The sequence below is a fragment of the bacterium genome (assembly GCA_035691305.1).
Classification (GTDB): Bacteria; Sysuimicrobiota; Sysuimicrobiia; order Sysuimicrobiales; family Segetimicrobiaceae; genus DASSJF01.
The window spans coordinates 22,240-35,556 of the sequence record DASSJF010000078.1; the positions used below are offsets into that span (position 1 = coordinate 22,240).

General features: G+C 66.1%; 14 protein-coding genes. 1 reads left to right on the top strand and 13 read right to left on the bottom strand.

The annotated features are described in order from the left end of the window. The first annotated feature begins 5 nt into the window (after window positions 1–5). Window positions 6–1,040 carry a glycosyltransferase gene (locus VFL28_14915; GenBank protein ID HET7265955.1) on the top strand — a complete coding sequence of 345 codons (1,035 nt, stop codon included), beginning with the start codon at window positions 6–8 and terminating at the stop codon, window positions 1,038–1,040. Here the strand turns inward: VFL28_14915 and VFL28_14920 are convergent. The 13 genes from VFL28_14920 to VFL28_14980 all read right to left on the bottom strand — a co-directional run. Beyond that, window positions 1,037–2,377 carry a hypothetical protein gene (locus tag VFL28_14920; GenBank protein ID HET7265956.1) on the bottom strand — a complete coding sequence of 447 codons (1,341 nt, stop codon included), beginning with the start codon at window positions 2,375–2,377 and terminating at the stop codon, window positions 1,037–1,039. The two genes, VFL28_14915 and VFL28_14920, sit on opposite strands and share 4 nt — an antisense overlap. Further along, window positions 2,374–4,254 (bottom strand): asparagine synthase (glutamine-hydrolyzing), encoded by a 1,881-nt coding sequence (gene asnB, locus VFL28_14925; protein ID HET7265957.1) that lies wholly within the window; start codon window positions 4,252–4,254, stop codon window positions 2,374–2,376. Before asnB ends, VFL28_14920 begins: the two co-directional genes overlap by 4 nt. A 101-nt stretch (window positions 4,255–4,355) precedes the next feature. Next, window positions 4,356–5,096, bottom strand: a complete 741-nt coding sequence (locus VFL28_14930) for a transaldolase (GenBank protein HET7265958.1) — start codon at window positions 5,094–5,096, stop codon at window positions 4,356–4,358. Next, window positions 5,093–5,647: an HAD family hydrolase gene (locus VFL28_14935; protein HET7265959.1), complete on the bottom strand. Its 555-nt coding sequence runs from the start codon at window positions 5,645–5,647 to the stop codon at window positions 5,093–5,095. The genes VFL28_14930 and VFL28_14935 overlap by 4 nt, the downstream gene beginning before the upstream one ends. Window positions 5,648–5,671: 24 nt before the next feature. After that, entirely contained in the window at window positions 5,672–6,661 is a 990-nt protein-coding gene (locus VFL28_14940) for a galactokinase (GenBank protein ID HET7265960.1), read from the bottom strand. Between the two features lie 247 nt (window positions 6,662–6,908). After that, window positions 6,909–7,658 (bottom strand): FkbM family methyltransferase, encoded by a 750-nt coding sequence (locus tag VFL28_14945; GenBank protein ID HET7265961.1) that lies wholly within the window; start codon window positions 7,656–7,658, stop codon window positions 6,909–6,911. Window positions 7,659–7,815: 157 nt separating this feature from the next. Further along, window positions 7,816–8,412 carry an SIS domain-containing protein gene (locus VFL28_14950; protein ID HET7265962.1) on the bottom strand — a complete coding sequence of 199 codons (597 nt, stop codon included), beginning with the start codon at window positions 8,410–8,412 and terminating at the stop codon, window positions 7,816–7,818. Window positions 8,413–8,423: 11 nt separating this feature from the next. Further along, window positions 8,424–9,482, bottom strand: a complete 1,059-nt coding sequence (locus VFL28_14955) for a glycosyltransferase family 2 protein (protein HET7265963.1) — start codon at window positions 9,480–9,482, stop codon at window positions 8,424–8,426. Further along, window positions 9,479–10,450: a glycosyltransferase family A protein gene (locus VFL28_14960; protein ID HET7265964.1), complete on the bottom strand. Its 972-nt coding sequence runs from the start codon at window positions 10,448–10,450 to the stop codon at window positions 9,479–9,481. The genes VFL28_14955 and VFL28_14960 overlap by 4 nt, the downstream gene beginning before the upstream one ends. Window positions 10,451–10,485: 35 nt before the next feature. Beyond that, window positions 10,486–11,223: a nucleotidyltransferase family protein gene (locus VFL28_14965; GenBank protein ID HET7265965.1), complete on the bottom strand. Its 738-nt coding sequence runs from the start codon at window positions 11,221–11,223 to the stop codon at window positions 10,486–10,488. A 22-nt stretch (window positions 11,224–11,245) separates the two neighbouring features. Continuing rightward, a complete protein-coding gene (locus VFL28_14970; GenBank protein ID HET7265966.1) occupies window positions 11,246–12,145 on the bottom strand; it encodes a glycosyltransferase in 900 nt (299 codons plus the stop codon). Between the two features lie 2 nt (window positions 12,146–12,147). Then, the gene (locus VFL28_14975) at window positions 12,148–13,083 is read right to left on the bottom strand and encodes an NAD-dependent epimerase/dehydratase family protein (GenBank protein ID HET7265967.1); all 936 of its coding nucleotides are present in this window, start codon (window positions 13,081–13,083) and stop codon (window positions 12,148–12,150) included. Between the two features lie 2 nt (window positions 13,084–13,085). Then, window positions 13,086–13,317 (bottom strand): hypothetical protein (locus VFL28_14980; GenBank protein HET7265968.1); only part of this gene is annotated, 232 nt, incomplete at its 5' end.

A 13,317-nucleotide genomic window follows, 5' to 3' on the forward strand; every position in this document is an offset into this window, starting at 1 on the left:
CGCCCATGAAGCGAGTGCTGCTCGTCGATACGACCCTTTACGCGCCGATGTCCCCTTTCTTCGTTCAGCCCGCCGCGGAACTCGGGTACGACGCGCTCTTCGTCGATGAGGCGCCGTATCTCCGGCCGCTCGAGACGTCACTCGTCCACAAAGTCGCCTACCGCCTGCTGCACCGCCGGCCCGCGCTGCGCTGGCGCCTCAATCGGACACTCGTAGCAGCCGCGCGGCGGTTCCGGCCGGAACTCGTCGTCGCCGTCAAAGGCGCCTATATTATGCCTGCAACCCTCCGGCGGATCAAGGAAGAGACCGGCGCCGTGCTGGTCAATTACGCGACCGACGACCCGTTCAACGGCGCCAACGCCACTCCGGATCTCCTGCACGGGATTTCGGCCTACGACGTCTACGCCTGTACGAAGCGCGCGATCATGGACGACGTGAAGCGCGCCGGCGGCCGCATCGTCGTCCACACGATGTTCGGGTACAATCCGTCGGTGCATTTTCCCGAAGCGCCCGCGAACGACGCGGAGGCCCAGCGGTTCCAAAGCGACGTAGCGTTCGTCGGCGGCGCGGACCCCGATCGCTTCGCGGATCTCGAGCCCCTCCTCGCCGACGTCGACCTGTCGCCGGCGTTTTACGGCGGATACTGGTCCCGCGATCCACGCTTTGGCCGCCATGCCCGCGGATTCGCCGTCGGGCGCGACTACCGCCTCGCGCTCGGCGGCGCCAGGATCGTGCTCTGTCTGGTGCGGCGCGCCAATCGAGACGGACATGCCATGCGCAGCTTCGAGATTCCCGCGTGCGGCGCGTTCATGCTGGCCGAGCGCACCGACGAACATCTCGCGGTGTTTCGCGAGGACGTGGAGGCGGCCTTCTTCGAGTCGCGGGAGGAAATGATCGACAAGATCCGCTACTATCTGGCGCATGACGACGCGCGGCGGCGCATCGCCCGAGCGGGTTGCACGCGCGTCATCGCCGGCGGGCACACGTATCGCGACCGCCTGCGCGAGATCGTGCGGACGGCGGAGGACGTCCGGTCCTAAAGGGTGCCGCGGTCCGGGTTCCGGCGCACCGCGGTCCGGTCCCACCAGGCGATCGCCGCGGTGAGCGCTCCGTACACCAGCAGCGCGTGCAGCACCCCGCCTAACACCAGACTGAGGTTCGATTCAGCGTTGACGGCCGTCCCGACCACCGCCATCCCGAGCACCAGATTACCGGGCGCCGCGTCGGGTCCAATCCAGCGCGTCCAAATGACGCGCAGGACCAGCCCAACCGCCGCGGCGGACAGCACAACGCCGACCCATCCTGCGTTCACCCAGCCTTCTGTCACCATCGGGAGATTGACGCTGTGCACCGTGTCGGGGAGATCGAGAAACGGATACCGGTGGCCGTAGAACTGGCCCGCCAGTTCTCGCGGCTTGTCCGGCCATAGGAATCGAGGCACGAACTTCGTCACGAGCGGCGCATACGTCGCGCCGCCGGCATACGGCACCGTCGCCGGGGTTGCCTGGATCACATAAGCGAGGTCGGCCAAGCGGTTGATGCGCAGGATCGCGCGTGACGCGGCGAACTGTGCGAGCAACACCAACCCGCTTGCGCGGTGGAAGCGCAGGCCAAGCGCCACAGGATCGAAGAAGGCGAGCCGCTGGCTGAAGGTAAGATGCACCGGGGGAACCGATGAGGTCGCGGCGCCGGCACCGGCATGAACGCGCCGGTGAAAGGGATCCCCATTGTACACCTGCATCCGAAGATACTCCCGAAATGGAAACGCGACAACAATAAGCGGCACCAGCAGGAGGACGGCCGCGGCCTGGCGGCGCCATGATATTCCGACAATTCGAAGACCGTAGAGAATGGCGATCGCGCTGAAGACCGCGGGGCCGACCTTGGACAGCACGACCGGCACGAGCAGCGAGACTATGAGATCGACGATCAGCAGTCCCCGCACTGCGGTCGAACGGTTGCGCGCGACCCCACGGCGAAGGAGCCAGGCTCCGAGCACAAAGCCGATCGGCGGCGCCAAGGACAGCTGGTGGACGATTTCTTCGATCCCCGCGGGCAGGGCGTGAAAGGCGTGAAGCAGAGAGACGCCGCTCCCCGCCGATGAAAACGCAACGAAGGCCCACCATACCGCGTGAGCCGTCCATTCGCCGGATCGGGCCGGCCGGTCAGCCCGAACCGGCCAGACCACGAGTCCGGCCGCGATCGCAAACCAAACCAGGCAGACAACCAGCGCGGTGAGCGCGAACGGTGTAGGGACCGTGGCGAGACCACGGTTGATGGAGACGACCAACGGCAACCGCACGAACAGGAGCGGGAGGAAAAAGATCAGGAACATGGGGCCGAACACGTACAAAACGAAGAAGAGCCGCCCTTTCACGGCATCTCCAACCCACCGGCGGCGCGAAGCCACAGGACGAGGACCACGGCGGCCCAGAGGCGCGACCAGTGTGTCCGTCCCTCGTCTACTCGAGCGTGCAGAGCCGCCACGGCCTCGGGCCGAAACAGACCCGAGCCGTCCCGCAGCGCCTGCTCGACCCGCGGCCTGAGCGGACCGCGCAACCATTCCGCCATGGGAAAGCTGAAACCGCGCTTCCGGTGCCCGGCGTCGGGGGACAGACGGTCGCGGAGCGCCCGCCGGAGAAGCCATTTGGGAGGATGGCCGTTCGCGCGCACGCCGTCAGGCAGTCCGGCCGCGAACTCGACGAGCGGATGATCGAGGAACGGCACACGGACCTCGAGACCGTGCGCCATGCTCATCACGTCGGTGTCCCTTAGCAGCTGATTATGCATATACCCGCGCAGTTCCAGCATCGCCGTCGCCGCCACCGGTTCCGCGGGAAGCACCGGGACCAGGGCGCCGAGCGCGGCCGCCGCGTCCAGGCTCTGCGCGGCGTCGCGAAGCGACCCGGGCGCCAGCAGCTTCATGAGCTCGGCGCCGCTGAACAGGCTCCGAACGGCGAGGTAGGCCGTCTGCATCGTGGCCGCCTGCATCAACCCTTCCCGCACCTTATCGGACCGCAGCGGCGGCAGAGTCGACAGGACCGTCGCCAGCACCGGCCGGACCGGCCCGAGCCGTTCTGCGACATGATGCAGGGCAAGCAGCCGGGGCGCCTGCCTGAACGACGGATATCCGCAGAACAGCTCGTCTCCGCCGAGGCCCGACAGTGCCACGGTCGTGCCGGACCCCCGTGCCACGCGGGAGACGTAATACGTGTTCAGACCGTCAATCGTCGGCTGGTCCATCGCTGCGATCACCGCATCGAGGTCCGCGGCGACGGCTGCGCCCTGCACCTCGTACGCCGTGTGGTCGGTGCCGTAGCGGGCGGCCAGGCGGGCGGCCTCGGGGCCTTCGTCCATGTCGGATTCCGGGAAGGTGATCGAGAACGTACGGATCCGCTCGTGTCCCGCGTCCCGCATCATCGCGACGATGGCGCCGGAATCCACACCACCGCTCAAGAAGACCCCGAACGGGACGTCGCTGATGAGGTGGCGGCTCACCGAGTCGCTCAAACGCGTACGAAGCTCGGCGATGGTGTCGTCCACGTTCCGTTTCTCCGAGCGCGGCGCAGGAATCTCCCAATAGCGGTCGAGCGCTCCCCGGCCGGCTCCGTCGACTGTGAGCGTGGTGGCGGGCGGCAGCTCGTGGACGCCCTCCAACACCGACATGGGACCGGGCACGGACCCGAGGCGCAGAAACGCGGCGAGCGCCGAGGGGTCCGGCCGCGCGGATATGACGCCGGACGCCCGGAGCGCCCGCAGCTCCGAGGCGAAGATCCATCGATCCGCGTCGTGCGCGTAGTACAGGGGCTTGATGCCGAGCCGATCGCGGGCGAGCAGGAGCGTGTGAGAACGCGCGTCCCACAGCGCCAACGCGAACATCCCCCGCAGCCGCCGGCACATCTCCACGCCGTCCCGCAGGTAAAGGGCCAGGATGACTTCGGTGTCGGAATGCCCGCGGAAGGGATAGCCCGAGGCGGCGAGGTCCCGGCGCAGCTCCCGATAATTGTAGATCATGCCGTTATAGGTCAGGGCGACGCGGCCGCCGGGATCGATCATGGGCTGGTGACCCGCGGGAGAAACGTCGATGATCGCGAGCCGGCGATTGCCGAGGGTCAGCCGTCCCGCCGCGTCGGCCCAAACTCCTTCGTCATCGGGCCCCCGATGCGCGAGGGCGGCTGTCATTCGGGCGGTCGCCGCCCGCAGCCGAGTCGGGTCGGCGGACGGTACGGCGTAGATTCCGCAAATCCCGCACATCCTACGCTACGCGAGTTTTCCGGGCGGACATCCGGCGGCGGCACGGGGCAGGCGCGCGCACAGGCGTCGAGCCGTCCGCCGCGCGCACCCGCCTTCGTGCCCTATCCGACGCGTGCGGATACAGTGACGATGGAGTATCCCGCGGCGGCGGCGTCGCCGTGGAACATCTTGACCGTATGCAGCGAGTATTCCTCAAGATCGCGCCCCACCAGCCCCAGCTTGCTCAGCACGCCGCTGGTCGCGGTGATGATATGACATCCGATTTCATCCGCCTGGAAGATGTTGAGCAATTCCCGGGGGCTCGCCCACAAGAGCTCGGCGCGCGGCCGCGCCGCCATCGCCGCCACCGCCTCGCGCATGATCGGCACCGGGTCGACGCCGGTATCCGCGATGCGGCCGGCGAAGACGGATACGATCGCCGGCGTCTCCGGGTCGAGGCAGTCCGCGACGCGGCGGACCTGCGTCGCGGTGAGAAGCGCCGTCACGTTGATGGGCACGCCGGCCCGGGAGAGTTCGCGAATGACCCCGCCGCTGAATTCCCCGCGCGTATTGGTTACCGGTATCTTCACGAACACGTTCCGGCCCCAAGAGGCGATCGTCTTCGCCTGGCGGATCATCTCGGGAAATTCGTCGGCGAAGACCTCGAACGACACCGGACGGTCGGGCACCGCCGCCAGCACCGTACGGGCGAACCCTTCGTAGTCGTCCACCCCCGCCTGCCGCATCAACGTGGGATTCGTCGTAAATCCCTTGATGATAGGATTGGCGTAGAGCTGGACGATGCCCGTCAGGTCGGCGCCGTCCGCGAAGATCTTGACGCGAAGATTCTCCAGCCGGTTCATGACGTTGTCCCCCTCGCCAGGATCCAGTCCACGGCGGCAGGAAGCGACGCGACGATCAGATCGGGGGCCTCGGCCTTCGGTTCGCTGTACCCGCGGTCGACAAACACGGTACGGCACCCGGCGCGGCGGCCGGCCTCGATGTCTTTCCACCGGTCACCCACCATCACGCTCCGGCCGAGATCGATATTCAACCGGCGCGCGGACGCCAACAGCAGACCAGGCTTTGGCTTGCGGCAGTCACAATCCTGCTCGTCCGCGTGCGGACACATTTCAACGGCATCGAGCGGCAGCCAGGCGCGAAGCCGCTGGTGCATCGCCTCGACCACGCCGGGGTCAACGAGCCCGTTCGCGATGTCGGGCTGGTTGGTCACGACGACCGCCAGAAATCCCGCCGCGCGGAGGCGCTCCACCGCTTCCCGGACGCCGGGGAGCAGACGGAAATCTTCCAAACGCCGGGGGGCGTAGGATTTCCCGTCCCGCTCTTCGCCATGGGTGAGCACGCCGTCGCGATCCAGAAACACCGCGGCCCGGCCCGGGGCGGCCCCGCTCACGCGGCCGAGGCCCGGCGCGGGGCGTCAGAAATTGACGACGACTTTCGCGCCCTCGAAGTCGAAATCGTAGTGCATCTCCCGCAGGCCCGCGTCTGCCAGCGCCCGGCGCAGCCCGGCCTTGTAGCTCTTGGGACAAACCAGCATGAGGAAGCCGCCGCCGCCGGCGCCCATCACCTTCCCGCCCAGGGCGCCCTGCCGCTTTGCCAGATCGTACCACTCGTCGATGCGGGGGTCGGTGATCATTCGCGACCGGCGCTTCTTCGTCTGCCAGTGCTCGTCGAGGAGCAGGCCGAATCGCTCGATGTCACCGCCCGCCAGCGCGTCCCGGATGCGGTAGCCGATCTCCTTCGTGCGGTGGAGGCTCTCCAGGACGGCGGCGTTCCCTTCCTCGGTGTGCTTTTTCTGGTCGGCGAGAATGTCGTCGCTCGACCGGACGATCCCGGTGTAGAAGAGCAGCACGCTGTCGCGAAACTCCTCCTCCGTCCCCACAGCGATGTCGAGCAGGCTGGCTTTCACGTGGCCGTCCCGACCGATCTCCAGGCACGAGACGCCCCCGAGGGCCGCGAGATAGTGGTCGTGCTTCCCGACCGGATGGCCGGCCAGATTCATCTCGATGTGGCAGGCCTGTTCGGCCAGCGCCTGGGTCGGGATCTTCTCGCGTTTCAGCTCGTGCAGCGCGGTGAGCAATGCCACGGCGTAGGCACCGGACGAACCCAGCCCGGTGCCGGCCGGCACGTCCGCCATCGACGTGATCTCGAGACTACCGGACAAACCGAGCAGCCTCAACGCGGGCTTCACGAGGTCGTGCTGCACGTCGTCGACCGAGGTGACCTGCTCGTAGCGGGAGTACTTGACGCGGATGAAGTCGTCCGCCGCCGGGCGGTTGACGGCGATATAGACGTACTTGTTGATGGCGGCGCTGAGGATAAATCCTCCGAATTGCGAGTAATACGACGGCAGATCGGTTCCACCACCCCCCAGCGGTATGCGCATCGGCGCGCGGGCCAGAATCATTTAATGCGTCCGGCGCGACGACATCGCAAACACTTGATGTCGGCGGATCTTCGGGGCGGACATGCGGTGGCGGCGCAACGGCACGGCGCAATTATCGTCCTTGATTAATCGACCGGTACTCATGGCTGCGACGACTCATCGCGGCGATCCGAGATGGCGCCGATTATTCCATTGTGATGTTAAGAATTCCTTTACGACACCCACCGAAACGGGCCCCGCGACGCTTGAACCGCCTGTCCCGACCTGGCTATCGAGAAAACGACCGGTCAAGAATTCGCGGCAGTTCCGTTGTCGGCGGTTGAAATAGAATCTGCCCCTCGGTCGGGCCGCCCGCCGACCCCGCCAACCCCGAGCTGTGTGGCTCGTCGCTGATAAGGTAGGCGCGATCGTACCCAAAGGTTCGCATGAAATCGTACACCTCTCGTGGCGAGTGGCCGAACCTAACGGTGTAGGAGGACACCTCCAAGATAACCCACGGCCGCAGGTCGCCAAGCAGTTCGTGGGCGCCCTTGAGAACAGCCAGCTCCGCCCCTTCGACATCCACCTTGAGCAATCGCACGGAGCCTCCTCCAATCTTGTTGCGCAGATAGTCGACCGTGCTGGTGACAATGTCGCACGGTCCGCTTCTGTTCGTCTCGCAGACGACGGAGCTTGTTGTCTGTCGATAGAACGGCCGGCGCAGCGAAACGCGGCGGCCGACCTCCTCGTATGCCGCCACGTTTGCGCTAAGCACGTTCACGAGGCGATTGCGATGCACGGTCTCCTGGAGATGGCGAAAGGCGTCGCGGTTCGGCTCGACCGCGAGCACCAACCCCGAGACACCGACGACGCGCGAGGCGATGCAGGCGAAATAACCCCAGTTCGCGCCTATGTCGACGTAGGTATCTCCCTGAACAAGCAGCGCACAGATGACCGAGGCGGTGCCCAAATCAAACTGGCCGCTCCTGACCATGACAAACTGTACGGGGTCGCCGAGATCGAACTCGATCGGTATCATCGCATTTTCGGATGACAACGATAACCGAGCGCGCCGCCAGCCATGAGGTAACAGCCTGGTCAAGGGTGCGCCGACGATCCACGCTCCGCGAGTGTTCGGGACAACGCGCAGGAGCCCCGCCGCGGCGGCGCACGAGTAGGTCAGAACGGGCCGCATGTCACAGAAGCGATTCCCATTTGTTTTTCGCGCTCTGAAGAGCCGGGTGCGCAACCATGAGATGCCAGACGACGGCGTGGAACGTCTCGGTGTGAGGCGTCACGTGCTCGGGATTAACCGTGGGGACGATCACACACGCGTCGGCCACCTGCGCGGTGTAGCCGCCTCGCCGTCCAACCACGCCGATAATGCGAGTCCCAACCTGTTTCGCGTAGGCGAGCGCGCGCACAAGATTGGGACTCACGTTGTGCTCTGAGTCGCCGCCGCCGACTGAAAAGACCAGCAGCAGATCGTTCGGTCGCAAGCGGCTTGTGCGAAGCCACTGCTCGAAGACAGTCTCCCATCCGTCGTCGTTCACGCGCGCGGTCAGTTCCGACACGTTGTCCGTTGGGGCGTAGGCCTCGAAGGCTGCGATCTTTCGGAAGTCGTTGACCGCGTGCGAGGCGTTCGCCGCGCTGCCGCCGACCCCGAGGACGAACAGGCGTCCTCCCCGGGCGCGCGTGTCGGCCAGCAGCGCGACGGCACGCTCGATCGCGTCGGCGTCGATGTCTTCCAGGATGCGCCGCGTTTCGGCCAGGTACCGCTGCACGAAGCTCATCGTCGACATCGCTAGCGCTCGGTCCACGCCCAAGACGACGCGGAGCGACGCCGTTCGGCGAGACGCTTGAAAAATCCAAGGGCCCATCCGAAGTGCATGCAGGGAAATGCCGCGCACAGGAACGGCCAAAGCCCCGGCTTGCATGTCCGGCCGGCGATCACGGCGGACACGGCCAGATCGGAAACGACGTACAGCCCGAGCAGCGCGCAGAAGGCGAGCAAGGCCGCCCGGCTGAACAGCGACAGCGCCGCGAGTGACCCGAGCGTCAAGAGGAATGCGGCGGGAACCACCTGCCGCCAGGACGTCAGGTTGCCGTGCTTCAGCAGGTTTCCGGCTCGCGCACCGCCGTAGCGAAAGTAGAGTCGCCAGAGGCCGGCCAAGGACTCGCGCGGATAGTAGTTCACGATGATCCCCGCGTCCAGATACACGCCCCCGCCGCTCTGGCGGATGCGCTGGTTGATGTCGGAGTCCTCGCTCAGGAGCGCGGATTCCTCGTCGAACAGACCGACCCGGTCAAACACCTGGCGCCGAAAGCAGCCAAGGTAGACGGTGTCGACAAACCCGCTCTTCTTTCCGATGCGAAACTGCGCGTTGCCGACGCCGAACGGGTGTGACATCGCCAGGCCGATCGCGTCCTGCACGGGTTCCCGGGCGACCGGCGCCTGAACGCCCCCGACGTTGTCGGCGCCGGTGGCCAGGAGGGAGCGTACGCACCGTTCGACATAGTCGGGCGGGACGAGAGTCCTGGCATCAACCCGGGCAATCACCCCGCCGCGCGCCCGGCGAATCCCGGCATTGACGGCAGCCGGCCGTTGACGCCCCGGGGCGTCAACGAGATAAACCGGGGCCCGGCCGGCCATTGGGGGTCCGGCCTCGGCGGTGATGAACCGGCCCACGATGTCTCGGGTTCCATCCTCGCTCAGACCGTCGACGATCACGATCTCCAATCGTTCGGGGGGATACGTTTGTTTCAGCAGCCGTAAGATGCAGGCCTCAATATACCGAGCCTCGTTCCAGACGGGCACGACGACGGAGACGCTCGGCAGGTCGTCCGCTGCGGTCGGGGTCATGCGTTCACCGGCCGGCCGGCGGACCGTTTGATCTCGCCGGGTGCGGCGGGCCGGCGGGAGAAGGACCGAACCTGGCGCCATCGCCAGAGACGGTCCACGACGCGCCGGAGGGTTCTCGACGGCGTTGCGCGCACCACGGTCCGCAGCGCCCACGCGGCCGGCGCCGGCAATACCTCCGGGAGGATTTTCTCGAATTCCGCCTTGTCGGCGACGAGAAGATACGCGGCGGCAAGATTGATTTTGCACCGCCGCAGCACACGGTCCGCGCCGAAAACCGCGCGCTCCTCGTCGGACATGCCCGCGAAGAGACCTTCGAACATCCCCAGGGCATTCCTCTTCAAGATGCATTGGATCTCCATCGTCGTGTTGCTGTTCTCCCGGATTTCAACGACGACGAGATCTTCGTCTTGATAACCGAAGCGGACCCCGGCGCGGGCAAGACGTAGGCAGAGGTCCCACTCCTCGGGGTAGTAGCGCTCCTCGCAGAAGGTGAACCGGCCCCGCAAGACGCCGCCGCGGATCATCAACGTATTGGGGTTGACGAGCGAAGATCGCAGCAGCGCGGGGAAAATGTCACCCGGCTGGACGCCGGCGGATCGTCCGAGCAGGCGGTCGGGCGCCTTCGAGTAAAAGTGCACCGCGTTGCAGAAGCTCGCGCCGAATTCCGGATGAGCTTCCAGGAGCGTGACCTGCCGTTCGACCTTGTTGGGCCGATAGAAATCGTCCGCGTCGAGAAACGTGATGTAGGTCCCCGTGCTCGCCGCGATTCCTTTGTTGCGGGCGGGACCCTGCCCTTGGTTCGGCTGGTGGAGGTAGCGGACGCGCGGGTCTTCGCGGCTGCGAATCAGCGCGGCCGTGCGGTCCTGCGAACCGTCATCGACGACGAGGATTTCCAGATTCGCGTACGTCTGGTGGAGCGCGCTCTCCAGGGCGCGATCGATGAAGCGTTCCGCGTTATACGCGGGCATGACGATGGAGACCAACGGAGAGGGCGGAGACAGCGTCATTTGAGGGTCGCGGGGCGGGCGCGCGCAAACGGGAGCGCGGGCCAGAGGTCCTCCAGCCGGCGGAGATCCTCCGGGCGATCGATCCACCACAACCCTTCATCGGGTTGCATACGGTAACCGTAAATCGGCTCGTCCCGGGCCAGCAGCTCCGGAAACACGTCCCGGCCGAAATCGGCCGGCTCGCCGGCCTTGATCGTGTCGAGCGCACGAGGCTCAAGGACGAGAATGCCGGCACTGACCCATCGGCTGAACACCTGATCCGCGGAGGGTTTCTCGACAAACCGCGTCACCCTGCTGTTTTCGTCGAGCGCCGCGATGCCGCTTTGTGTCACGTCGTCTCGGTAAAATAGCGCGATTGTCGCCGCTCCTCCCGTTGCCCGGTGGAACGCCCACAGGCGATCGAGCCGGCAGGTGCTCAAGTTATCGCCGTACCACACCAGGGACGGCGATTCGCCGAAGAGCGACGCGGCGTTCTTGACGGCCCCCGCCGTGCCGAGCAACACCGGCTCCACAATGTAGGTGAGCCGCACGCCCCAGGCTGCGCCGTCGCCGAAGTGCTCCTTGACGACGTTCGGGAGGTGATGCAGGTTGATAACGACGTCCGTGACGCCATAGCGGCGAAGCCATTCGATCGTATACTGCAGCACGGGCTTGCCGCCCACTCTTATCATGCACTTGGGGATTTGCTCGCTGAGGGGCCGCAGGCGCGTCCCCAGTCCCGCTGCCAGGATCATCGCCCGATCGGGAGCCGGCCGGTCAAGCAAGCCGCTTGTACCACGTGTGCACGCGCCGGTAGGCGCCGCCGCCGAGGAAGGACAGCCCGAATTGCGCGTACCCACCCGGGTTGAACGGGCTAGTCTTGACGGCCTCGAGGATGCGGCGGCGCCCTTCGCGCGTGCGCCCGCTCCGGCACAACTTGCCGCCGATCTTCCTCAGATAGAAGCCGCGGAGCCCAGGGGGCATCATCCGGCCGTACCGTTCGAGCACATGTTCCTCGAGCTTCCGGGCATCGTCGATCCGGTCGCCCAGCCGTGCTCCGGTGTGCCGGCGGATCCGCAGAACTACGTCGGGGACGTACTTCACGTCGTACTGCTCCGCCAGCCTGAGGTAGAGTTCCCAGTCCTCGGAGGTCGTCAAGCCCTCGTCGTAGCCGCCAAGGCGGCGGACGATCGCGGTCCGCAGCACCGGGTTGGACGCGGATCCCGTAAACGCATCCTTCTGCCACAACAGCGGCAGCAGCACCCGGCCCTCCAGAACCGGTCGGTGCATCTCAAACTCCCGCCCGCGATCGTCGAACCTGACAAATCCGCCGTACACCAGCCCCAGCCGATCGTCGCCGCTCCGGAAGACGGCGGCCTGGTGGTGGAGCTTGTTAGGCAGCCACTCGTCGTCGTCGTCCAGGAACGCCAGCAGCCCGCCGGCCGCCTCCCGGACACCGATGTTCCTCGATCGCGAAATGTTGCACGGCGCGTGCCTGATGTGGCGAAGTCGCCGGTCCTGAATACTGCGAATCAGCTCGTCGGTCCCGTCCGTCGAGGAGTTATCGAGGATGAGCAGTTCGAAGTCCGCGAACTCCTGGGCCAGGACGCTGCGGATCGCGCGTTCAAGGTACCGTGCCCGGTTGAACGTCGTAATCGCGACCGTGAGCGCCGGCATCGTCAGTCGGGCCGATATCCGGCTACGGTGATCCGCAGCCCTGCATCGAGTTGATAGCGCGGCTGCCACCCAAGTTCTTTCTTTGCCTTGGTGTTGTCAAGACAATACCGGATTTGCTCGCCCGGCCGGTCCGGGTAATAGATCGGCCGCGGGTCCTTGCCGAGGATTCTCGCAATCCGCGCGTACAGGTCGTTCAGCGTGGTCTCGACGCCCGTGCCGATATTGAACACGGGATCGGGGTGATCCGGGCGCACGGCGAGGGCGAGCAGGTTGGCGTCCACCACGTCCTCGACAAAGACGTAATCCCGCGTCTTGCTGCCGTCGCCCCACATCTCCGCCTGCTCGTTCGACGCGAGTTTGCGGATGTAGTCGGCCATGGCGCCGGTCCGCTGCCGCGGCCCGTAGATCGCCGCGTAGCGCAGGATCACGTAGGGAATGCCGTAGGCGCGGCGGTAGAAACGCGCGTAATTCTCGACCGCCTGTTTCGAGACGACGTACGGCGAGGCGGGATCGATTGGGCACCGCTCGTCGCACGGCAGCGTCGCGGCGTTCCCGTAGAGAAAGCCGGACGAGCCGATGACGATCCGCCGGACGCCGAGGCCCTTGGCGGCCTGAAACAGCCGGATCGAACCGACAATCACGTCCACGTCCAGCAGCGGGTTCTCGACCGAGTTGGGCACGAGCACATAGAAGGCCAGGTGATAGACGATATCGGGCCGTTCCCGGTTCATGACCTCGGTGAAGGCCTCGTCGGCGAGATTCAACTCGTAGAACTTCGCCCGCGGATTGACGTTCTGCCGCCTGCCCGTCGATAGATTGTCGACTACGACGACGCGGGCGCCCCGCTCCACGAGGGCATCGACGGTGTGCGAACCGATGAACCCGGCGCCGCCGGTGACCAGCACAGTCGCGTTCTTCACATCCACGGGTCTCTCCACGGTCAAGCGCTCGTTTGAGGCGCCACCGCGATCCGTCGCAAACCCAAGAAGCAGCACAGAAACGCGAGGCCCGCCGGCGGTATCGTCAACCACAGGCTGACGGTGGTGACCCGCACGATCAGATACGCCGGGACCCCCGACACCATGACGGCGAGGAACCCGGTCAGCAGTCCCGTGCTCACGGGCGCGAGCGGCGTGAACCGGCCCACGAACACATACAGGCCGCCGAGAAGC

What these genes read in the sequence shown, in the direction of transcription:
- VFL28_14940 (HET7265960.1), bottom strand. Translation starts at nt 6,661, where the DNA reads ATGATTCTGGCCCGCGCGCCGATGCGCATACCGCTGGGGGGTGGTGGA.
- VFL28_14915 (HET7265955.1), top strand. Translation starts at nt 6, where the DNA reads ATGAAGCGAGTGCTGCTCGTCGATACGACCCTTTACGCGCCGATGTCC.
- VFL28_14930 (HET7265958.1), bottom strand. Translation starts at nt 5,096, where the DNA reads ATGAACCGGCTGGAGAATCTTCGCGTCAAGATCTTCGCGGACGGCGCC.
- VFL28_14960 (HET7265964.1), bottom strand. Translation starts at nt 10,450, where the DNA reads ATGCCCGCGTATAACGCGGAACGCTTCATCGATCGCGCCCTGGAGAGC.
- VFL28_14945 (HET7265961.1), bottom strand. Translation starts at nt 7,658, where the DNA reads ATGATACCGATCGAGTTCGATCTCGGCGACCCCGTACAGTTTGTCATG.
- VFL28_14965 (HET7265965.1), bottom strand. Translation starts at nt 11,223, where the DNA reads ATGATCCTGGCAGCGGGACTGGGGACGCGCCTGCGGCCCCTCAGCGAG.
- asnB (HET7265957.1), bottom strand. Translation starts at nt 4,254, where the DNA reads ATGTGCGGGATTTGCGGAATCTACGCCGTACCGTCCGCCGACCCGACT.
- VFL28_14970 (HET7265966.1), bottom strand. Translation starts at nt 12,145, where the DNA reads ATGCCGGCGCTCACGGTCGCGATTACGACGTTCAACCGGGCACGGTAC.
- VFL28_14955 (HET7265963.1), bottom strand. Translation starts at nt 9,482, where the DNA reads ATGACCCCGACCGCAGCGGACGACCTGCCGAGCGTCTCCGTCGTCGTG.
- VFL28_14950 (HET7265962.1), bottom strand. Translation starts at nt 8,412, where the DNA reads ATGAGCTTCGTGCAGCGGTACCTGGCCGAAACGCGGCGCATCCTGGAA.